Below are 21,489 nucleotides of genomic sequence, written 5' to 3'. Positions count from 1 at the left end.
TTCCTGCTAACAGGATTATATCGTATAAAACTTAAATAATTATACAAAGATGAAGAAGTACAATTTTAACGCAGGTCCATCAATGCTTCCACGCGAAGTGATTGAGAACACAGCAAAGCAGATTTTGGATTTTAATGGTTCAGGTCTTTCATTGATGGAAATCAGCCACCGTGCTAAGGATTTCCAGCCAGTAGTTGATGAGGCAGTCTCCTTATTCAAGGAGCTTCTTGACATTCCTGAGGGTTATTCCGTAATCTTCCTTGGTGGTGGTGCGTCATTGCAGTTTATGCAGATTCCAGCAAACTTCCTCATCAAGAAGGCTGCCTACATTAATTCTGGCACTTGGGCTAAGAAGGCAATGAAAGAGGCAAAGCATTTTGGTGAGGTCGTGGAGATCGCATCATCGTCCGACGCCAATTTCACTTTCTATCCACAGGTTCCTAACACTGTACCAGCCGATTGTGATTACTTGCATTTGACAAGCAACAATACTATATATGGTACTGAACTCCGTGTAGATCCAGATGTAAACGTACCATTGATTTCTGATATGTCTTCAGATATCATGAGCCGTCCAGTAGATGTTTCTAAGTATACTGCCATCTATGCAGGTGCTCAGAAGAATCTTTCTATGGCAGGTGTTACCGTTATCATCGTTAAGGATGATATGCTTGGCAAGGCTCCTCGCGAGCTTCCTACAATGCTCGATTATCGTACTCACGTTGAGAAGGGCAGTATGTTCAATACTCCTCCTGTTGTTCCTATCTATACCTTGATGGAGAATCTCCGCTGGTTGAAGGCTAATGGTGGTGTTGAGGCTGCTGATAAGCGTGCTCACGAACGTGCTGAAGTTCTTTATGCTGAAATCGACCGCAACAAACTCTTCAAGGGTACAGTGGAAGAGGCTTCACGCTCATTGATGAACATCTGTTTCGTGATGAACGATGAGTACAAGGAGTTGGAGAAGCCATTCCTCGACTTCGCTATAGAGCGTGGCATGGTAGGTATCAAGGGTCACCGCTCAGTGGGTGGTTTCCGTGCCAGCTGCTACAATGCACAGACCATGGAGGGTGTTCAGGCACTCGTCAAGGCCATGCAGGATTTTGAAGCACAACATTAATTTTTGAATTTGTATGAAAGTATTAGTTGCAACAGAAAAGCCATTCGCAGCGGCTGCTGTGGAAGGCATTAAGAAAGAAATAGAGGGAGCAGGCAACGAATTGGTGCTGCTCGAAAAATATACAGAGAAGGCTCAGCTTCTCGATGCAGTGAAGGATGTGGACGCGATGATTATCCGCTCTGACAAGGCTGATGCCGAGGTGCTCGATGCAGCAAAGAACCTGAAGATTATCGTTCGTGCTGGTGCAGGTTATGATAACATCGACCTTGCTGCTGCTACTGCTCATAATGTAGTGGCTGAGAATACTCCTGGTCAGAACTCTAATGCAGTAGCTGAATTGGTATTCGGCTTGTTGGTCTTTACTGTACGTAATTTCTACAACGGAAAGGCTGGCAGCGAGTTGAAGGGTAAGAAACTGGGTATTCTTGCTTTCGGTAATGTTGGTCGAAATGTGGCTCGCATTGCCAAGGGATTTGGCATGGAAGTAGCTGCTTACGATGCATTCTGCCCAGCTGATGTTATCGAGGCTGCCGGTGTGCATGCTGTAAAGTCACAGGATGAGTTGTTCCAGACTTGCGACATCGTTTCTCTTCATATCCCTGCTACTCCAGAGACTATCAAGAGCATCGACTACAAGACCGTAAACCAGTTGCCTAAGGGTGGCATCCTCATCAATACAGCGCGTAAGGAGGTTATCAATGAGCTTGAGCTCCTGAAACTTCTTGCTGAGCGTGAGGACTTGAAGTTCATCACTGATATCAAGCCTGATGCTGATGCAGACTTTGCCAAGTTCGAGGGTCGCTACTTCTCAACTCCTAAGAAGATGGGTGCACAGACTGCAGAAGCAAATATCAATGCCGGTATTGCTGCAGCTAAGCAGATCAATGCGTTCTTTAAGGATGGATGCACTAAGTTCCAGGTAAATAAGTAATTATTCTTCCCATACATATAGCTCATGAAGGGTGCTTTTTCACAGAAGCACTCTTGATGGGCTTTTCATGTTTTTATTAAACTAGTCAATTTAAAAGAAATATTATGGCAATAGTAAAACCTTTTAAGGGAGTAAGACCTCCTAAAAATCTCGTCGAGCAAGTTGAGTCTCGTCCTTACGATGTTCTCAATTCTGAGGAAGCTCGTGCCGAGGCAGGCGATAACGAGAAGAGCCTTTATCATATTATTAAACCTGAAATCAATTTCGAACCAGGAACTTCTGAGTACGATCCTCGCGTTTATGAAAGCGCTGCCGAGAACTTCAGAAAGTTCCAGGAGAATGGCTGGTTAAAACAGGATGATAAGGAACAGTATTATATCTATGCACAGACGATGAACGGCAAGACTCAGTATGGTCTTGTGGTAGGTGCGTATGTAAACGACTATATGACGGGTGTCATCAAGAAACATGAGCTGACACGCCGCGATAAGGAAGAAGACCGTATGAAGCATGTGCGTGTATGCAATGCCAATATCGAACCAGTATTCTTCGCTTATCCTAATAATGATGTGCTTAACGAACTCCTGATGCGTTATGCAGCAACAACGCCGGAGTATGATTTCATTGCTCCAATTGATGGCTTCCGTCATCAGTTCTGGGTTGTAAGCGATGATCAGGATATTGCCACAATTACAGCGGAATTTGCCAAGATGCCTAGCCTTTATATTGCTGACGGTCATCACCGTTCTGCAGCAGCAGCTTTGGTAGGTGCAGAAAAAGCTAAGCAGAATCCTAATCATACAGGTAAAGAGGAATATAACTACTTTATGGCAGTTTGTTTCCAGGCAAGTCAGCTTACTATTCTCGATTATAACCGAGTTGTGAAGGATTTGAACGGTCTGACTTCTGATCAGTTCCTCGATGCTTTGACAAAGAATTTCGAGGTGATAGATATTGATGCAATCAATGTGAATGTATCTGGTGATGAAGAGGGCATACCTTGCTATGAAAAGATGGCTATTGATGATGCTATCAGCCAGTTTGGCTTGGATATTCTGAAACCAGCAGCTCTCCATTCTTTCCTCCTCTATCTGGACGGTAAATGGTACGGTTTGTTTGCCAAGCCAGGAACTTACGACGATGCAGATCCTATCGGCGTGCTCGATGTGGATATTTCATCTCGTCTGATTCTTGATGAAATTCTGGGTATCAAGGATTTACGTTCTGATAAGCGCATCGATTTTGTGGGCGGTCTTCGCGGTCTCGGTGAGTTGAAACGTCGTGTGGATAGCGGTGAGATGAAGATGGCACTTGCTTTGCATCCGGTTACTATGCAGCAGATTATGGATATCGCTGACAGTGGTAAGATTATGCCACCTAAGGCAACATGGTTTGAACCTAAGTTGCGTAGCGGTTTGATTATTCACAAGTTGGATTAATGATAGACGAATTTAAGACTATATCAGATACGATAGGCGAGGGATATTACACCGAGAAAAGGAGTAAGTTTCTCGCCTTTGCTCACCATGTTACAACTGTTGACGAGGTGAAGGAAATTGTTGCCGGGTACCGTAAGAAATATTACGATGCCCGACATTGTTGTTATGCATATATGCTAGGTCCTGAACGGACAGAGTTCCGTGCCAATGATGATGGCGAACCTTCTTCTACGGCAGGAAAACCAATCCTCGGTCAAATCACGAAATCAGAATTGACGGATATTTTAATTGTCGTCATCCGATATTTCGGAGGAGTGAAATTGGGAACCAGCGGACTCATAGTTGCTTATCGTGAAGCTGCCATTGATGCTTTGGCTCATTGTGAGGAGGTTACGCAACAGATAGAGGAAATAGTAACCTATGATTTTACTTATCCGATGATGAATGATGTGATGAGGATAGTCAAAGATATGAATCCGCGTATCCTGGATCAGACTTTCGATAATACTTGCAGTATCAAACTCTCTATCAGAAAGAGCGAGGCTGAGCAGTTACGTTCCCGTCTGAAAAAGCTGTCGTTTGAATAGCAGATAACTGACAGACAGATGAATAACTGCTGGGTAAATAAAAAGAGGGTGTGTCATAAGCCTGGATAACATATCTGTAATATTTCAACAACATATCAGTAATATTCCAACAAAAAGAGGGTGAATCATTAATTTATGATACACCCTCTTTTTGATGGTTATTTCTTTTGAATTTATCCCTTTTCTTCCAATTCCTTCTGCAATCGGATGATTTCATCGCGATATTGGGCAGCTTGCATGAAGTCGAGGTCTTTGGCAGCTTGCTTCATCAATGCCGTAGTATTGGCAATGCTCTTCTCCAATTCTTCCTTGCTCATACTGCGCACAATAGGGTCGGCAACGAAGGCTGCACTTTCCGGTTCCACGTAAACGCGAGGCTTGGAACCCTCGGCTCCCATCGGAACAATCTTTGCTCCTTCTTCCTTGCTGGTAGGCAGAGCTGAGGTTATTGCTTTCACAATCTGTTTTGGAGTAATGCCATGGTCGGCATTGTATTTCAACTGGATGCTTCGGCGGCGAGCAGTTTCATCTATTGTTTTCTGCATGCTGTCTGTGATGTTGTCTGCATACATGATTACCTTTCCGTTCACGTTTCGGGCAGCACGGCCTGCCGTCTGGGTCAGAGAACGGTGACTGCGAAGGAAGCCTTCCTTGTCTGCATCGAGAATAGCTACGAGCGAAACTTCCGGCAAGTCGAGTCCTTCTCGTAACAGGTTGACGCCCACCAGTACATCGTATACTCCTGCACGGAGATCGTTCATGATCTTTACTCGGTCTAAGGTTGCCACATCACTGTGGATATAGGCAGCCTTTACGTTGTGGTTGAGCAGGAACTCGGTGAGTTCTTCTGCCATGCGCTTTGTAAGAGTCGTAATCAGAACTCGCTCGTTGCGGTGTGTTCTTGTTAATATTTCGTCCAGAAGATCATCTATCTGATTCTCACTTGGACGGACTTCGATTTCCGGGTCCAGGAGTCCTGTAGGACGAATCAACTGTTCTACAACCACGCCTTCGGCTTCTCTCAATTCATAGTCTGCCGGAGTTGCACTTACGTAGATGGCCTGCGGAATGAGATCATGAAATTCCTCGAATTTCAGCGGACGGTTATCGAAGGCTGCAGGCAAGCGGAAACCATATTCTACCAGGTTCTTCTTTCGTGCCCGGTCGCCTCCATACATGGCTCCAATCTGCGGGATGCTCACATGGCTCTCATCAACCACAAGCAGGAAATCTTTAGGGAAGAAATCGAGCAGGCAATACGGGCGTTCGCCTTCGTGTCTGCCATCGAAATAACGGGAATAGTTCTCGATGCCCGAACAGTGGCCCAATTCCTTGATCATTTCCATATCATATTCTACACGTTCCTTGATGCGCTGTGCTTTGATTCCATCTCCAATACTCTTGAAGAATTCTACCTGTTTAACCAGGTCGTCCTGAATTCTGCGAATGGCACTTTCCTGCTGTTCTTTTGTTGTTACGAAAAGGTTGGCTGGATAAATCTCGTAATCTTCGAACGAGGCAAGGCGGTGATAAGTGAGCGAATCCACTTCTTCGATACTGTCAATCTCATCGTCCCACCATGTTACGCGCAAAACATGATCGCTGTAAGCCATAAAGATGTCAACCGTTTCGCCTTTCACTCTAAAGTTGCCACGTTGCAGTTCTATGTCATTTCTAACGTAAAGTGCATCAACGAGTTTCCTCAGAAATTCATTTCTGTCGAGTCGCTGCCCGCGATGAATCTTGATGATGTTCTCCTGCATCGCCACAGGTCCGCCCATACCATAGATGCACGATACGGATGAGACAACGATGACATCCTTTCTGCCCGAGAGAAGGGCAGAAACAGCACCGAGTCGCAACTTGTCTATTTCATCATTGATGGCGAGGTCTTTTTCTATATATGTATCTGTTGTAGGCAGATAAGCTTCCGGCTGATAATAGTCGTAGTATGAAACATAATATTCTACAGCGTTCTCAGGGAAGAAACCCTTCATCTCCTGATACAGTTGGGCTGCAAGAGTCTTGTTGTGGCTCAAGATGAGCGTAGGCTTCCCCACGTTGGCAATCACGTTTGCCACCGTAAAGGTTTTACCCGAGCCGGTTACACCCAACAACACCTGTGCAGGGTCTCCTTCAAGCACCCCCTCTGTGAGTTGCCTGATGGCTTGCGGCTGGTCGCCAGTCGGCTTATATTTTGATGTAATCTTAAAATCCATTTTCTTCCTGATTTCTTCTCAAAAGTTCTGTTTCAAGGTGCAAAATTACAAAAAAAACGCCATTAATCGTTATAAAGATTAATTTTTTACGAAAAAATGTATCTTTTCTTTTGATAATAAGTAAATTATGAGTAACTTTGCAGTTCAAAATGAGAATTATGAAAAAATTGACTCTTATTGCATCGTGTGTTGCATTGCTCTTGTCGAGCTGTGCCCACGAATATAACCAGGTATTTAAATCAGGCGATTATACTTATAAGTATGAGTACGCCAAGCAGAGCTATGCCCAGGGCAAGTATTCCCGTGCCATTCCTCTTTTGCAGGAACTGGTAACGATGAAGAAAGGTTCTACCGAGGGTGAGGAATGTTTGTACATGCTGGCTATGGCCGAGTATGGTATGAAGGATTATGAGACTGCTGCAGAGTATTTCAAGAAATATTACTCTTCTTATCCTAAAGGTAAGTTTGCTGAAAATGCAAAGTACTTTGTAGGAGAGAGTCTGTATCAGAATGCTCCAGAGCCTCGTCTTGACCAGAGTACCACGATTACTGCCATCGCAGCCTTTCAGGAGTTTCTGGATCTTTATCCAGATGCCCGACTCAAGCAGCAGGCTACAAACCGCCTTTTTGCTCTTCAGGACCTCTTGGTTGAGAAGGAGTATAAGAGTGCCAAGCTCTATTTTGATATGGGCACCTATTTCGGCAACTGTACCAGCGGAGGCAACAATTATGAGGCTTGTATCGTAACTGCACAGAATGCGCTTAAGGATTATCCTTACAGCAACCGACGCGAGGAGTTTGCATCGCTCATCATGAAAGGTAAATACGAACTGGCAAAGATGAGTGTCGAGAAAAAGCAGCTGGAGCGCTATCAGGATGCTGAGGATGAGTGTTATGGCTTTATCAACGAATATCCTGATTCAAAGGACCGTGCACTTGCCGAGAAGTATATTGAGAAATGCAAGCAGTACGAGAAAGAGCATCCGGAGTCAGCTCTCGACCAGCTTGGCAATAATGCCAATTAAAAAAAGCATATATATAATAAGGTAAAAACAATATAATAATAATAGTACTATAATTATGGATTTCAAAAAATCAAAGGCACCAGTAAACACAGTAACTCGCAACATTATGGATCTCTGCGATGATACCCATAATATCTACGAGAGCGTAGCTATCATTGCAAAGCGCGCTAATCAGATTTCTATCGAAATCAAGCAGGAGTTGAGCAAGAAACTTCAGGAGTTTGCTTCTTATAACGATTCTTTGGAGGAAGTTTTTGAGAACCGCGAACAGATTGAAATCTCTCGCTACTACGAGAAGTTGCCAAAGCCAACTTTGCTCGCTACAGAAGAGTTTATTGAGAATAATATTTATTGGCGCGATCCTACCAAGACATCTGCACCAATGGTTCACGAGAGCGAAATTTAATATTCCAGAGCTATATGATACAGCGTAAACAGACATTATTTCTGCTCTTTGCTGTCATCGCCATTGCTATCTGTCTTTTCCTTCCTATCGCCAGCATCGCAGCTAAGACGATGGGAGGAGACACTATGGTTTATAACCTCGGAGTGGTAGGGGAGGCAGGAATGCAGATTTCAACTACTTGCGTTCCTCTGTTCCTTCTGCTCGCCGTTTCAGCCATCATAGCATTGGTAAACATCTTTTTGTACAAGAATCTGAAGCTTCAGAAATCACTCTGTTCACTTGCCATGCTTTTTGCAGGTTTATGGTATGTAGATTATATCGTGATGTTCATGGGCTTGATTCCTGTTCCTGAAGCAGAAGGAACGATGAAGTTTCAGTTTGCCGCTTGCCTTCCTTTGGTAGCAATCATATTCGAATGGATGGCAATGAAAGGTGTGAACGATGACATCAAACTCTTGAGAGCAGCAGACCGAATCAGATAAAAAATGCTAAAAAAGTATTTGAATATCGATAAAAGTTTGCTCAATTCAAATAAAAGTAGTAATTTTGCACCCGCTGTCACGAGATGGCAGCATAAAATTCAAACCTCATTATAAATTAAATTAAAATTAAGATTTAAAAATGGCAACAAAAATCAGATTGCAGCGCGGCGGTCGTAAGAGCTATGCTTTCTACAGCATCGTAATCGCTGACGTTAGAGCACCACGTGATGGTAAATTTACTGAGAAGATTGGTACTTTCAACCCTAACACCAATCCAGCTACTGTAGATTTGAATTTCGAGCGCGCACTCTACTGGGTAGAGACTGGTGCACAGCCAACAGACACAGTTCGCAACATCCTCAAGGGCGAGGGCGTTTACTTGATGAAGCACCTCAAGGGTGGCGTTAAGAAGGGCGCATTCGACGATGCTGAGGCTCAGAAGCGTTTCGACGCTTGGAAGAATAGCAAGGACGCTAAGATTTCTGCTGTTCGCGAGGGCGATGCTAAGGCAAAGAAGGAAGCTGCTGCTAAGGAGCTCGAGGCTGAGAAGAAGATGAACGAGGCAATCGCTAAGAAGGTAGCTGACAAGAAGGCTGCTGCAGCTGCTGCTGAGGCAGAGGCTAAGGCTGCTGAGGAAGCTCCTGCAGAGGAGGCTCCAGCTGAGGCTTAATCTTCGACAGAATCTTCTTTTGAGATTTTAAAGTATAAAGGTTGAATTTCTCTTTCGGGAAATCCAACCTTTTTTTGTTTCTTTTGATTATGGGTGATAAAAAGGAAAATAGTTATTCGCATATTCTGAAATATACAGGATTGTTTGGCAGTGTGCAAGGATTGGGAATTCTTGTAGGAGTTTTGCGCAATAAATTTACGGCGCTCTTCCTCGGACCTTCTGGAATGGGACTGCTGTCTCTTTTTAGCTCAACGATTTCTGTTCTCAGTTCTGCATGTAATTTCGGTATTCCCGCAAGTGGTGTTAAATTTATTTCTGAAAAGGAACATGCTGCAGATGAATCGCAGTCTGAAAAGGCTGATATCGCCGGGGCGGTTCTTCTTGTCCGCACCTATAGTCTGCTTGCTGCATTTTTCGGAGCCATCGTCTGTGTGCTGCTGGGTCCGTTACTCAATGGGTTTACTTTTTCCTGGGGCAATCATACGCTACATTTCATTCTCCTGGCACCAACCATTTTCTTCACGATTCTGGCTGGAGGTGAAACAGCCATTCTGAAAGCTACCGGACAGTTGCGTGCGTTGGCGATGCAGGCAAGTCTTCTGGCTATTCTTCTGCTTTTGGTTTCGGTTCCGGTTTATTGGATATTTGGTGAGAGAGGTATTCTGCCCGTTCTGTTTATTTTGGCATTTATGCAATGGGCTCTGAATTTTCGATATTCCCGACGAGTTGTACGGTGGGGCGTAAATATGCGAAAAATGACGCTAGTTGCAGGTTTCCCACTTTTGCGACTTGGCGGGGCATTTGTACTTTCGGGTTTGATGAATAGCGGATGCGAATTTCTGATTCGTGCCTTTTTGAACCAACAAGGCGATCTGGAAGTTGTCGGACTTTTCAATGCCGGTATAACGATTGTCTTTGTTTATGCGGGAATGGTGTTCTCGGTCATGGATCAGGATTTTTATCCCCGTCTCTCCGGCATTTCGGGTTCCAGAAAAAACGAGGAGTCTGTTAAAGAGCGCAATCTCTGTGTGAACCGCCAGCTTGAAATGAATGTCCTGTTGCTGGGGCCTATCGTTGCAGCTATCATTTTAGGTCTGCCTCTCATTATTCCGATATTATACAATGCCCAGTTTATGGGGATGCTCCAGATGACTCAGCTTGCTGCTGTTGCCATGTTGTTCAAGGCGGTTTATCTTCCAATAGAATATCTCCCGCTGTCAAGGGGAGATTCCAAACTTTTTCTCATTCAGGAAAGTTTTTGTGTAATCTTGCTGATAATCTGTGAAATAGCTGGTTATCAGTTAGATGGATTGAGAGGAGTAGGAGGGGGTATTGCCGTTGCTTATGCCATAGAGACCTTAGCAGTATTGGCTTTCAGCAGAGCCGTTTATGGTTATCGTTTATCCGCTCTTGGTTTCAGATTCTGTATCTTTCAACTTCTGATTCTGCTCTTGATGTTGTTCCTGGTTTTCATGATCAGTTATCGTGATTGGCTTTACTGGCTGATTGGCGTAATCATTGCACTTATGAGCACATCGTTTAGTTTTAGGAAAATTCGAAAACTGGTTAGATAAAAATAGAAATACTGTAGGATAAATTATTTTCTCCGTAAGATAAAAGAATATCTCTGAAAGATAAAAAAATATCTTTCGGAGATATTTTTTTATTCCAGTAAGATATAAAGATTATTCCAGTAGGATAAATAAAGAAAAAGCCTTGAGAATCAGTTGATTCTCAAGGCTTTTATATGTTTTTTTGTATCTCAAAGAAATTACTTCTTGTTGATAGCGAGGTCGATAGCTACAGCGATAGCAACAGTAGCACCTACCATAGGGTTGTTACCCATACCGAGGAAGCCCATCATCTCTACGTGAGCAGGAACTGAAGAAGAACCTGCGAACTGAGCGTCTGAGTGCATACGACCCATAGTATCAGTCATGCCGTAAGAAGCAGGACCTGCAGCCATGTTATCTGGGTGCAAAGTACGGCCTGTACCACCACCAGAAGCTACTGAGAAGTATGGCTTACCAGCAGCCACACGCTCCTTCTTGTATGTACCAGCTACTGGGTGCTGGAAACGTGTAGGGTTTGTAGAGTTACCTGTGATAGATACGTCTACATCCTCGCTCCAGTTGATAGCAACACCCTCGCGAACGTCGTCAGCGCCATAGCAGTTAACCTTAGCACGTGGACCGTCGCTGTAAGCGATGCGGTTAACAACCTTCAACTCACCTGTATAGTAGTCGAACTTTGTCTGTACGTATGTGAAACCGTTGATGCGGCTGATGATCTGAGCAGCATCCTTACCAAGACCGTTCAAGATAACGCGCAATGGGTTCTTGCGAACCTTGTTTGCCATCTCAGCAATCTTGATAGCACCCTCAGCAGCAGCGAAAGACTCGTGACCAGCCAAGAAAGCGAAGCACTGAGTCTCCTCACGGAGCAAACGAGCAGCCAAGTTACCGTGACCGAGACCAACCTTACGGTCGTCAGCTACAGAACCTGGGATGCAGAAAGCCTGCAAACCGATACCGATAGCCTCAGCTGCGTCAGCAGCAGTCTTAGCACCTTTCTTGATAGCGATAGCAGCACCAGCTACATACGCCCACTTAGCGTTCTCGAAGCAGATACGCTGAGTATCTTCACACATCTGATAAGGGTCAACACCTGCGTCCTCGCAGATTTGATTAGCCTCTTCCAAGCTCTGAATACCGTTAGCATTAAGAGCAGCAAGAACCTGCTTCTCGCGACGTTCCTGACTTTCGTAACTTACTTTTCTAATCATATCTGTATCTCCTTATTATTCTTTACGTGGATCAATTGCTTTAACAACACCCTGCTCAGCAGTTGTACGACCGTAGCTACCTGTGAACTTCTTGACAGCCTCGTTAGCGTCCATACCGTTCTTGATAGCTTCCATCATCTTGCCGAGGTGAACATACTCATAACCACAAACCTGGCTGTCCTTATCGAGGAACTGCTTTGTGATGTAACCCTCTGTCAACTCGAGGTAACGTGTACCCTTAGCTACAGTACCATAGAGAGTACCAGTCTGTGAACGAAGACCCTTACCCAAGTCCTCAAGACCTGCACCGATAACGAGACCGCCCTCAGAGAAAGCGCTCTGGCTACGACCGTAAACAATCTGGAGGAAGAGCTCGCGCATAGCTGTATTGATAGCATCGCATACGAGGTCAGTGTTCAAAGCCTCAAGAATAGTCTTGCCTGGGAGAATCTCAGAAGCCATAGCAGCTGAGTGAGTCATACCAGTACAACCGATAGTCTCAACAAGAGCCTCCTGAATAACGCCTTCCTTGATGTTCAAAGAGAGCTTGCAAGCACCCTGCTGAGGAGCACACCAACCCACACCGTGAGTATAACCAGAGATGTCTTTGATCTCTTTTGCCTGAATCCATTTTCCCTCTTCAGGAATTGGAGCTGGTCCGTGGTTAGGACCCTTAGCGACAACGCACATGTTGTCTACTTCTTTAGAATAGATCATATTCGCTAAATTTTATATTAATGAATATTATAAGTATAAAGTTCTGTACTTAATTCATATTGTTTTGCTGAAACATCGGTGCCATCACCTCAATTCCGAGCACAAAAGTACAAAAAAAATCCGGAAAATACCTAAAATTGGGTATTCTTTTTAACTCTTTAACCTAATATTTAGATTTTTTCTTGGGTTTATGCACAATTTCATGTATCTTTGCAAACTGAAAATTGCAATTTTGTAGATTATGATCGAAGTAAAGATAAACGATGCCAAGCTTCAGCATGCTGCCGAGGCGGGCATGGATGAATTTGTAAAGGCTTTCGTGGACGCTATCCGCGAAGCGATTGGTGGTGAACTGACTGCCGAAACCATGGCGCAGCTCAACAGCGACCAGATTACTCTTCTGGCTTGGGATATCCTACATGAGGAGATGATGGATGGCGGAATGGTTCAGCTCATACATAACGGTTACGGTGCTTTCCTCTGGAAGAACCCAACCGACAAGGCGTTTAAAAACTGGGGATTGACAGAACTCGCCAAACTCATCAAAAAGAGTCATTTCCTGTATAAAACAAACCATGAGGAGATTGAGCGCGATCTGACCGATGAGGAGTTTATGGCGCTCTACGAAAAATTTCCTGAGTTTGATGATTTTGACGATGAGTTCGTTGAGAACGAAGAAGAGTGGACCAGCAAGGTTGCCTTCTACATCGATGATCATATCGACAATTTCTGCGAAATTGTCAAAAGTTAATAGTTGATAGTTAATAGCGGCTTCGCCGTATAGCAGGCTTGCCCTATAAACTATAAACTTTAAACTATAAACTTATAATACATTATTATATATATATGAACAAGCAAGAACAGGAACTCCGTAAGAAGAGTCCGATACAGATACGCAACAAGAAGGCTTCGTTCGAGTACTTCTTCGTTGACACATATACCGCAGGCATTGTGCTTACGGGTACAGAGATTAAGTCAATCCGTGGCGGAAAGGCTTCGCTGGTAGATTGTTATTGCGATTTCTATCAGGGCGAACTTTGGGTCAAGGGAATGAACATCTCTCCTTATTTTTATGGTTCTTTCAGCAATCATGAGGCTCGCCGCGACCGCAAGCTTCTTCTCACCAAGCGCGAATTGCGCCGTCTTGAAGAGGACAGCAAGCAGCCTGGTTTCACCATTGTTCCAACCCTCATCTTTATCGATAATCACGGTAGAGCCAAGGTGGATATTGCCCTCTGTAAGGGAAAGAAGGAGTATGACAAGCGCCAGACTCTGAAAGAAAAGGAAGACAGAAGAGAGATGGATAGAGCAATCAAGCACTTTTAGACAATGAAGAATTTAAGAGAGATTGTAAAGGAGAAAATTCTGATTCTCGATGGTGCCATGGGTACTGAGATTCAGAAGTATAATCTTACAGAAGAAGACTTCAGAGGAGAGCGGTTCCGCGATTTGCCGGGTATGATGAAAGGCAACAACGACATGCTCAACATTACTCGTCCTGATGTGATATCTGATATTTACCGACGCTACCTGGAGGCTGGCGCCGATATTATTACCGCGAATACTTTTTCGTGCCAGCGCATTTCGCAGGCTGATTATCACCTGGAGAACTGTGCCCGCGAAATGGCATTCGAGGGTGCCCGACTGGCACGTATCGAATGCGATAAGTTTTCTACGCCTGATAAGCCACGCTTCGTTGCAGGAGATGTGGGACCAACCAACAAGACTTGCTCCATGAGTCCGGACGTCAGCAATCCTGCCGCCCGCGAGATTACCTACGATGAGCTTTTCACCGATGTATGCGAACAGGTGGACGGACTTATCGAAGGCGGTGCTGACGTGATTCTCATCGAAACCATCTTTGATACACTCAACTGCAAGGCGATGATAGATGCAGCGCTCACCATGATGAAGAAACATGGAGTAGAGTTGCCTGTCATGATCAGTCTTACGGTAAGTGATCTGGCGGGCAGAACGCTCAGCGGTCAGACTGTAGATGCTTTCCTGGCTTCGCTTTCTCCTTATCCTATCTTCTCTGTCGGCATGAACTGCGCCTTTGGTGCTCCTCAGATGAAACCTTTCATCGAGCACATGGCTCAGGTTGCACCTTATTATATTAGTGCGCATCCTAATGCTGGTTTGCCTAACGAAATGGGCGAATATGACGAGACTGCCGAATCGATGGCTCCGCAAATAGCCGAATTCATCGATGAAGGTATCGTGAACATCATTGGCGGATGCTGCGGTACAAGTCCTGAATTCATCGCACATTACGCCCGTATCGCTGAGGGTAAGAAGCCGCATCAAGTGGTGGAGAAACCTAAGTATATGTGGCTCTCGGGATTAGATTTTCTGCAGGTCGATGATTCCGTACATTTGCCGGTTGACGCCAGCCGATTCGTCAATGTGGGCGAACGCTGTAACGTAGCAGGTAGCAGGAAGTTCCTGCGTTTGATTAACGAAAAGAATTATGAAGAAGCCATCGGTATTGCCAGAAAGCAAGTGGCTGATGGAGCAGCTGTCGTTGACGTGAATATGGACGATGGTTTGCTTGATGCGAAAGCCGAGATGGTTAACTTCCTGAATATGATTGCAGCCGAACCAGATATTGCGAAGGTTCCGGTGATGATCGACTCTTCCAAATGGGACGTCATAGTGGCTGGCTTGAAGTGCTGCCAGGGCAAGTGTATTGTCAATTCCATCAGTTTGAAGGAGGGTGAGGAAGTATTCCTTTCTCATGCCCGCGATGTGTTACGCTATGGCGCAGCCGTCGTTGTGATGTGTTTTGATGAAATAGGACAGGCTACCACTTTCGAGCGCCGCATCGAGATAGCAGAACGTGCTTATCATCTTCTGGTAGACAAGTTGGGTATGAATCCGCTCGATATCATCTTCGACCCGAACGTACTTGCCATAGCTACCGGTATGGAAGAGCATGATAATTATGCCGTTGAGTTCATCCGTGCAACGGAGTGGATTCATCAGAATCTGCCTGGCGCACATGTCAGCGGAGGTGTCAGTAACCTCTCGTTCTCATTCCGTGGCAATACTTATATCCGTGAGGCTATCCATTGTGTTTTCCTGCATCATGCCCAGCAGGTAGGTATGGACTTTGGTATTGTAAATGCCAAAGCCAGAATGGATTACAATAAAATTCCTGAAGAACAGCTTCATCTCATCGAGGATGTGGTGCTGAATAGGAGAAAAGGTGCAGCTGATGAACTCATCGAGCTTGCGGCAGAGATAAAAGCCCAGGCTGATGCTGCCAAGGCTGCAGCTAAGGCAGGCGGTGTTGCTCCTAAGAAACCGGCTGCTCCTGAATGGCGACAGGAGAGTGTGGAAGAACGTCTGAAGTATGCGCTGCGCAAGGGAATCACCGATTTCCTGCAGCAGGATATTGACGAAGCACTTGCCAAATATCCTCATGCAGTAAACGTTATTGAGGGTCCTCTGATGGACGGCATGAACCTGGTAGGTGAACTTTTTGGAAAAGGCGAAATGTTCTTGCCGCAGGTTGTCAAGACGGCTCGCACGATGAAATCGGCAGTTTCTATCCTTCAGCCTCATATTGAGGCAGAAAAACAGGGTGGAGCAACAACTGCCGGCAAGATTCTGATGGCAACTGTGAAGGGCGATGTTCATGATATCGGAAAGAACATCGTCTGCGTGGTTATGTCATGTAACAATTACGAAATCATCGACTTAGGTGTGATGGTTCCAGCCGAACAGATTGTACAGAAAGCTATCGATGAAAAGGTAGATGCAATCGGTTTGAGTGGACTTATCACCCCTTCGCTTGAAGAAATGGTTCATGTGGCCCGAGAAATGCAGAACGCTGGTTTGCGCATTCCTATCATGGTAGGTGGGGCAACGACGAGCGAACTGCATGTGGCTCTGAAGATTGCACCTGAATATGACGGACCGGTCATCTGGGTGAAGGACGCATCGCTCAATGCCGGAATCTGTGCCCGATTCCTCAACGAGGCTGAATGCCCTAAGTTTGAGGCGGAACTGAAGGAACGCTACGAGAAACTTCGCCAGAACTATCATGAAGAGCAGGCAAAGATAGCCTCGCTCTCAGAGGCTAGAAAGAACAAGCTGGAGCTGTTCTGACAAGATAAAGAATACAACGTTTTTAGGATAATTATATGATTAAAACTGTGATTTTTGATATGGGTGGTGTCATCATCACCCTCGACGAGAGTGAGGCAGGCAAACGTTTCATTGAGTTGGGTATGAAGGAGTTTGCGGAGAAGATGGACCCTTATAAGCAGGTTGGCTTAAACGGCCAGCTGGAAGAGGGCAAGATTTCCGAGGAGGAATACCGTCGGGAAGTGTGCAAGAAGATTGGCCGCGAGGTAACCTTCGAGGAACTGCAGCATTGCTGGCTGGGCTACATGAAGGAAATTCCAGAACGCAATCTGATTACTCTCCGCAATCTTAAGAAGCAGGGCTACCGTTTAATCTTGCTCAGCAATACCAACCCTTATGTTTCTGCTTGGGTAGACAGCGAGGCCTTCTCTGCCGACGGTCATCCTATCGGCGATTATTTCGATGCGATGTATCGTTCTTATGAAGTAAAGTATATGAAGCCGGATGAGAATTTCTTCCGTTATGTCCTTTCTCAGGAGAAGATTATGCCAGAGGAGTGCCTGTTTATTGATGATGGTCCCCGTAACTGCTGTGCAGCCTCTGAACTGGGACTGTTTACTTATTGTCCGCAGAATGGCGAAGACTGGTGCGATAAGATTTACGAGCATTTGAAGTAATTATTTGTGGTGATTATTTGCACTAAAATGCAAATAATTGCCATTTTATTTTGTGCTCTGCAATAAAAAATGTACTTTTGCAGTTGCTAATTAAATACATAATACAATGATTAAGAAGAAAAGATGGCATTGCTTGCCAGGTCAGCCTCTTACAGAGCTCGACAAGCAGGTAATGTTTTGGGAAAACAAGGGTAAACTTGTTCCTACCCGTGACTTGATTAAAACTCCAGAACAGATAGAAGGCATCCGCAAGAGTGGTGTCGTAAACACCGGTTGTCTTGATGCGGTAGCAGAGATGATCCGTCCGGGAATCAACACCCAGGAGATTGATGATCTCTGCATGCAGTATTGTAAGGATCATAATGCCATTCCTGCGTGTCTCAATTACGAAGGCTATCCTAAGAGCGTTTGTACCTCTATCAACGAAGTGGTTTGCCATGGTATTCCTAAGGAAGAGGATGTGCTCGAAGAGGGCGATATCATCAATGTGGACATGACAACCATCGTAGATGGCTATTACGCTGACGCCAGCCGTATGTTCATCGTTGGCGGCAAGACTACTCCTGAAAAGGAGCAGCTGGTTCGCGTAGCCAAGGAATGCCTGGAAATCGGTATGGAGGTTGCCAAGCCATACTCGTTCGTAGGTGATATCGGTCATGCTATCGAGAAGCATTGCAAGAAGTATGGTTATGGTGTGGTTCGCGATCTTTGCGGTCATGGCGTAGGTTGCCAGTTCCATGAAGAGCCTGAGGTTCTTCACTATGGTCATAGAGGCACGGGCATGCTGCTCGTTCCGGGCATGGTGTTCACTATCGAGCCAATGATCAACATGGGCACCTGGCAGGTATTCCTCGATGCCGACGATCCATACGGATGGGAAGTAATCACCGGTGATGAGAAGCCATCTGCGCAGTGGGAGCACACGCTTGTGATGACAGAGACAGGTGTGGAGGTTTTGACATATTAACGTTAAATGTTAAGAAATGAAGGATATATATATATTAGGTATAGAGAGCAGCTGCGACGATACCTCTGCCGCAGTGCTCAAGAATGGTGTGCTGCTGAGCAATGTAACCGCCTCTCAGGAGGTTCACAAAGCTTACGGCGGTGTTGTTCCGGAGTTGGCTTCCCGTGCCCACCAGCAGAATGTGGTTCCTGTCGTTGACCAGGCCATCGCGCGTGCCGGCATCAAGAAGGAAGATCTTTCTGCCGTAGCCTTCACCCGTGGTCCGGGTCTGATGGGCTCGCTTCTCGTGGGTGTGAGCTTTGCCAAGGGATTCGCCCGTTCGCTCAATATTCCGATGATAGATGTAAACCATCTGCAGGGTCATGTGATGGCTCATTTCATCAAGGAGAGCGATGATGACCAGAGCGCACCTCCATTCCCGTTCATCTGTCTTCTCGTGAGCGGTGGAAATTCGCAGATCGTAAAGGTGAATGCCTACAACGATATGGAAGTACTGGGACAGACCATCGACGATGCGGCTGGCGAGGCTATTGACAAGTGCGCCAAGGTGCTGGAGTGGGGGTATCCTGGTGGTCCTGTCGTAGATAAGTATGCACGCCAGGGCAATCCGAAGGCTTTCAGTTTCTCTGAGCCTCATATTCCGGGTTTGAACTACAGTTTCTCCGGTTTCAAAACCAGTTTCCTCTACAGCCTGCGCAAATGGGTGGCTGCTGATCCTGATTTTGTAGAGAAGAACAAGTACGATCTGGCTGCCAGCATAGAGTTTACCATCGTTGATATTCTGATGAAGAAACTCCGCATGGCTGTCAAGCAGACCGGCATCAAGCATGTGGCTGTAGCTGGAGGTGTGAGTGCCAATAATGGTTTGCGCAACGCTTTCCACGATCATGCCAAGCGCTTCGGCTGGACTATCTACATCCCTAAGTTCAGCTATACTACCGATAATGCGGCGATGATAGGCTGCGTGGGAACCTTCAAGTATCGTGATGGTGAGTTTGCAACCATCGACTTGCCAGCCTATAGTAAAGTAACATTTAAGTAATTAACAAAACAAGATGGAATTTGAAACAAAGATATTGAGCAAGGGCATCCAGGAGATGCTCTACAATAGTGACAAGACAGTAGGCACAGCAGAGAGCTGCACAGGCGGTCGTATCGCCGAGGCGCTGATTTCTGTGCCAGGTGCCAGCAATTACTTCAAGGGTGGTGTAATAAGCTACACCAACGAGGTAAAGGAGAATCTTTTGGGCGTGAGCCATGAGGTTCTGGAGGAGCAGACTGCCGTTTGCGAAGAAGTGGCTAGGGAGATGGTGCTTGGCACAATCAAGACCCTGAATGTAGACTTCGCCATTTCAGCAACGGGTGTGGCTGGTCCAACGGGTGGAACTCCAGCCATTCCTGTGGGTACCATCTATGTAGGTTATGGCGATAAGAACGATGTTCGCGTAGTAAAACTCACCGAAGATTTCGGACGCGACATCAACCTTGCAATTGCCACAAATACAGCGCTTAAAGGCATGCTCGAATTCTTGAAAGAACATGCTGAAGAACTTAAAAAAGAGGCTTAAATTGCTAATTTAAGGCTATCAAATATTAATAATCCTTAAAAGACAGCGTTCTTTTAGGGATTATTTTGTTATTACCAAATTATTTTGTAATTTTGCACTCTGTTTGGAATAGGTATCAATTAACGAATTACAAAATTAAAGATAGAAATGTCTAAGATTTGTCAAATTACAGGTAAGAAGGCACAGTTAGGTTGCAATGTGTCTCACTCAAAGCACCGTACAAAGAGAAGCTTTGATGTTAACCTCTTCAGCAAGAAATTCTACTATGTAGAAGAGGGTTGCTGGATCAGCCTCAAGATCAGTGCTGCTGGTCTTCGTCTTATTAATAAGGTAGGTCTCGATGCTGCTTTGAATCAGGCAGTAAAGAAGGGCTACGTAGATTGGAAGGACATTAAAGTTATAGGAGAATAAATATCATGGCAAAGAAAGCAAAAGGTAATAGAGTACAGGTTATCCTCGAGTGCACTGAACACAAGAACAGTGGTATGCCAGGTACAAGCCGTTACGTGACTACAAAGAATCGTAAGAATACTCCTGAGCGTCTTGAGTTGATGAAGTACAACCCAATCCTTAAGAAGATGACTCTTCACAAGGAGATTAAGTAAGCTTAGCTTACAAGTTTAATAATTTTATCAATTTAAATAGACTATGGCAAAGAAAGCGGTCGCTACCCTCCACGAAGGTAACATGGATGGTCGCGCATATACAAAGGTTATCAAGATGGTTAAGAGCCCTAAGACTGGTGCATACGTTTTCGATGAGAAGATGGTACCAAACGAGGCTGTTAAGGATTTCTTCAAGGATTAATTTCCTTGCAGATGAGCATCGTTGAATTTAGATTACATCAAAATTCAAATATAAAGATAAAGGTCGCTACCCAATTAGGGGAGCGACCTTTTTTCGTGTGTCGGTGCTGGGGGTAACTCCCCACATCTATTCTATTAGCCGTAGCTTACTCCAGTCCATCGCCGCCGTCAGGAGCGGTAGTGCCGCTGTCGCCGCCGCTAGGGGTAGAGCCGCCGCCTCCGTCGTTGTCCTTGCCGTCGCCCGGCACAGAGCCCTCGTCGGTAGTGTTGCCGTAGGTGTCATACTCCTCTATGCGGCATTTCTTGCGCAGCTCAGCGTTGCTCCAAGTCTTGGTGTTACGCACGATGAGGTGTACGCCCTCCACGCTCGCTGCCGATACCTTGTCCTTGGTATCCTCGGCACGTGATGTCATACCGATGGAGAAGAGACCCAGGTCGGAGAGACGTACGCTCTTGCCATCGAGGATGAGCTCCTGCAGGCAGTCGAGCGTATCCATCAATACGCCGTGTACGGTGCCACGGCTGTAAGGAGAGTTGTGTTCCGAGATGTGAGTTACAAACTCCTCGAAGTTCATCTCACGGTCAGTTACAGCAGTTGCGTAATACATCTGCTTGTTCTTGTTAGGTCCGCTCTGAGGAGTGCGAGTTACTTTACGATACTTCAATGTTCCTTTTGTTGCCATAGTTCTTTTTGTTTTAAAGTGATTGAAAAATAGTTTATACCCCCATGCATGATGTTACTCCGAGGGTAGTGCCGAGCGCCGTCAAGATTGTGAGTACAATCTGAAAAATCTGTTTCCAAGTTTCTTTCTTCATAATTTTCTAGTTTTTTTAGTGATTAATAATGTTCTTGATTACAGGTGCAAAGGTACTACATTTTTCCTACACCACCAAAAATCACCTTGCAGAGTTATGTGAAATTCCATTAACATTTCTGCCATATTGTGTTAAAGAAAATAACTCGCTCTAATTTGGACTTTGATTGAAAATCAAGAAGT

General features: G+C 45.3%; 24 protein-coding genes. 19 read left to right on the top strand and 5 right to left on the bottom strand.

The annotated features are described in order from the left end of the window. Positions 1–49 precede the first annotated feature (49 nt). From serC to DWV53_RS06915, 4 genes are all read left to right on the top strand, one after another. Positions 50–1,120 carry a 3-phosphoserine/phosphohydroxythreonine transaminase gene (gene serC, locus DWV53_RS06930; RefSeq protein WP_118152575.1) on the top strand — a complete coding sequence of 357 codons (1,071 nt, stop codon included), beginning with the start codon at positions 50–52 and terminating at the stop codon, positions 1,118–1,120. A gap of 13 nt (positions 1,121–1,133) precedes the next feature. After that, entirely contained in the window at positions 1,134–2,051 is a 918-nt protein-coding gene (locus DWV53_RS06925) for an NAD(P)-dependent oxidoreductase (protein WP_118152573.1), read from the top strand. Positions 2,052–2,155: 104 nt separating this feature from the next. Beyond that, positions 2,156–3,490 (top strand): DUF1015 domain-containing protein, encoded by a 1,335-nt coding sequence (locus DWV53_RS06920; RefSeq protein ID WP_118152571.1) that lies wholly within the window; start codon positions 2,156–2,158, stop codon positions 3,488–3,490. Next, a complete protein-coding gene (locus tag DWV53_RS06915; protein ID WP_006849028.1) occupies positions 3,490–4,077 on the top strand; it encodes an IMPACT family protein in 588 nt (195 codons plus the stop codon). The genes DWV53_RS06920 and DWV53_RS06915 overlap by 1 nt, the downstream gene beginning before the upstream one ends. Before the next feature lie 173 nt (positions 4,078–4,250). Here the strand turns inward: DWV53_RS06915 and uvrB are convergent, their stop codons facing one another. After that, on the bottom strand, positions 4,251–6,296 hold the full coding sequence (gene uvrB, locus DWV53_RS06910) for an excinuclease ABC subunit UvrB (RefSeq protein ID WP_117693657.1): 2,046 nt from the start codon (positions 6,294–6,296) through the stop codon (positions 4,251–4,253). A 158-nt stretch (positions 6,297–6,454) separates the two neighbouring features. Here uvrB and DWV53_RS06905 point away from each other — a divergent pair, with 158 nt between their 5' ends. The 5 genes from DWV53_RS06905 (at position 6,455) to DWV53_RS06885 (ending at position 10,453) form a co-directional block, all read left to right on the top strand. Continuing rightward, on the top strand, positions 6,455–7,321 hold the full coding sequence (locus DWV53_RS06905) for an outer membrane protein assembly factor BamD (RefSeq protein ID WP_118080054.1): 867 nt from the start codon (positions 6,455–6,457) through the stop codon (positions 7,319–7,321). A gap of 55 nt (positions 7,322–7,376) precedes the next feature. Next, positions 7,377–7,727, top strand: a complete 351-nt coding sequence (locus tag DWV53_RS06900; RefSeq protein WP_006849031.1) for a DNA-directed RNA polymerase subunit omega — start codon at positions 7,377–7,379, stop codon at positions 7,725–7,727. A 14-nt stretch (positions 7,728–7,741) separates the two neighbouring features. Continuing rightward, a complete protein-coding gene (locus DWV53_RS06895) occupies positions 7,742–8,209 on the top strand; it encodes a DUF4293 domain-containing protein (RefSeq protein WP_006849032.1) in 468 nt (155 codons plus the stop codon). Positions 8,210–8,348: 139 nt separating this feature from the next. Beyond that, on the top strand, positions 8,349–8,879 hold the full coding sequence (locus DWV53_RS06890) for a 30S ribosomal protein S16 (RefSeq protein ID WP_022121818.1): 531 nt from the start codon (positions 8,349–8,351) through the stop codon (positions 8,877–8,879). A gap of 89 nt (positions 8,880–8,968) precedes the next feature. Continuing rightward, positions 8,969–10,453 (top strand): oligosaccharide flippase family protein, encoded by a 1,485-nt coding sequence (locus DWV53_RS06885; RefSeq protein ID WP_147468752.1) that lies wholly within the window; start codon positions 8,969–8,971, stop codon positions 10,451–10,453. A gap of 197 nt (positions 10,454–10,650) precedes the next feature. On the opposite strand, the gene DWV53_RS06880 is transcribed toward DWV53_RS06885, so the two are convergent. Further along, positions 10,651–11,664: a GGGtGRT protein gene (locus DWV53_RS06880; protein WP_118152567.1), complete on the bottom strand. Its 1,014-nt coding sequence runs from the start codon at positions 11,662–11,664 to the stop codon at positions 10,651–10,653. A gap of 15 nt (positions 11,665–11,679) precedes the next feature. After that, positions 11,680–12,381 (bottom strand): iron-sulfur cluster assembly scaffold protein, encoded by a 702-nt coding sequence (locus DWV53_RS06875; RefSeq protein WP_006849036.1) that lies wholly within the window; start codon positions 12,379–12,381, stop codon positions 11,680–11,682. A 241-nt stretch (positions 12,382–12,622) separates the two neighbouring features. Between DWV53_RS06875 and DWV53_RS06870 the strand changes: the two genes are divergently transcribed. The 10 genes from DWV53_RS06870 to DWV53_RS06825 all read left to right on the top strand — a co-directional run bounded on the left by DWV53_RS06870 (position 12,623) and on the right by DWV53_RS06825 (position 20,492). Further along, a complete protein-coding gene (locus tag DWV53_RS06870) occupies positions 12,623–13,132 on the top strand; it encodes a DMP19 family protein (RefSeq protein ID WP_006849037.1) in 510 nt (169 codons plus the stop codon). 95 nt (positions 13,133–13,227) lie between these two features. Beyond that, positions 13,228–13,707 (top strand): SsrA-binding protein SmpB, encoded by a 480-nt coding sequence (gene smpB / locus DWV53_RS06865; RefSeq protein ID WP_006849038.1) that lies wholly within the window; start codon positions 13,228–13,230, stop codon positions 13,705–13,707. Positions 13,708–13,710: 3 nt separating this feature from the next. Beyond that, positions 13,711–16,494 (top strand): methionine synthase, encoded by a 2,784-nt coding sequence (metH, locus tag DWV53_RS06860; protein ID WP_118152565.1) that lies wholly within the window; start codon positions 13,711–13,713, stop codon positions 16,492–16,494. Positions 16,495–16,529: 35 nt separating this feature from the next. Beyond that, entirely contained in the window at positions 16,530–17,150 is a 621-nt protein-coding gene (locus DWV53_RS06855) for an HAD family hydrolase (protein ID WP_118152564.1), read from the top strand. Between the two features lie 106 nt (positions 17,151–17,256). Continuing rightward, on the top strand, positions 17,257–18,117 hold the full coding sequence (gene map / locus DWV53_RS06850) for a type I methionyl aminopeptidase (protein ID WP_006849041.1): 861 nt from the start codon (positions 17,257–17,259) through the stop codon (positions 18,115–18,117). 16 nt (positions 18,118–18,133) lie between these two features. Then, positions 18,134–19,159: a tRNA (adenosine(37)-N6)-threonylcarbamoyltransferase complex transferase subunit TsaD gene (gene tsaD / locus DWV53_RS06845; RefSeq protein ID WP_006849042.1), complete on the top strand. Its 1,026-nt coding sequence runs from the start codon at positions 18,134–18,136 to the stop codon at positions 19,157–19,159. 13 nt (positions 19,160–19,172) lie between these two features. Continuing rightward, positions 19,173–19,685: a CinA family protein gene (locus tag DWV53_RS06840; protein WP_118152562.1), complete on the top strand. Its 513-nt coding sequence runs from the start codon at positions 19,173–19,175 to the stop codon at positions 19,683–19,685. Positions 19,686–19,832: 147 nt separating this feature from the next. Further along, the gene (gene rpmB / locus DWV53_RS06835; protein WP_006849044.1) at positions 19,833–20,096 is read left to right on the top strand and encodes a 50S ribosomal protein L28; all 264 of its coding nucleotides are present in this window, start codon (positions 19,833–19,835) and stop codon (positions 20,094–20,096) included. Positions 20,097–20,101: 5 nt separating this feature from the next. Continuing rightward, positions 20,102–20,290, top strand: coding sequence for a 50S ribosomal protein L33 (gene rpmG, locus DWV53_RS06830; RefSeq protein WP_006849045.1), 189 nt, complete (start codon positions 20,102–20,104; stop codon positions 20,288–20,290). A 43-nt stretch (positions 20,291–20,333) separates the two neighbouring features. After that, positions 20,334–20,492 carry a DUF4295 domain-containing protein gene (locus tag DWV53_RS06825; RefSeq protein ID WP_006849046.1) on the top strand — a complete coding sequence of 53 codons (159 nt, stop codon included), beginning with the start codon at positions 20,334–20,336 and terminating at the stop codon, positions 20,490–20,492. A 145-nt stretch (positions 20,493–20,637) separates the two neighbouring features. Here DWV53_RS06825 and DWV53_RS06820 read toward each other — a convergent pair whose 3' ends face one another. Together DWV53_RS06820 and DWV53_RS15715 are read right to left on the bottom strand one after the other, a co-directional pair. Continuing rightward, on the bottom strand, positions 20,638–21,174 hold the full coding sequence (locus DWV53_RS06820) for an HU family DNA-binding protein (RefSeq protein ID WP_118152560.1): 537 nt from the start codon (positions 21,172–21,174) through the stop codon (positions 20,638–20,640). A 34-nt stretch (positions 21,175–21,208) separates the two neighbouring features. Then, complete coding sequence (locus tag DWV53_RS15715) at positions 21,209–21,307, bottom strand: smalltalk protein (protein WP_153080643.1); 99 nt, start codon at positions 21,305–21,307, stop codon at positions 21,209–21,211. Between the last annotated feature and the right edge of the window lie 182 nt (positions 21,308–21,489).

Origin of the sequence: Segatella copri (genome assembly GCF_003465495.1) — a bacterium.
GTDB lineage: Bacteria > Bacteroidota > Bacteroidia > Bacteroidales > Bacteroidaceae > Prevotella > Prevotella copri_G.
This window is presented reverse-complemented; position numbering and strand designations above follow the sequence as displayed.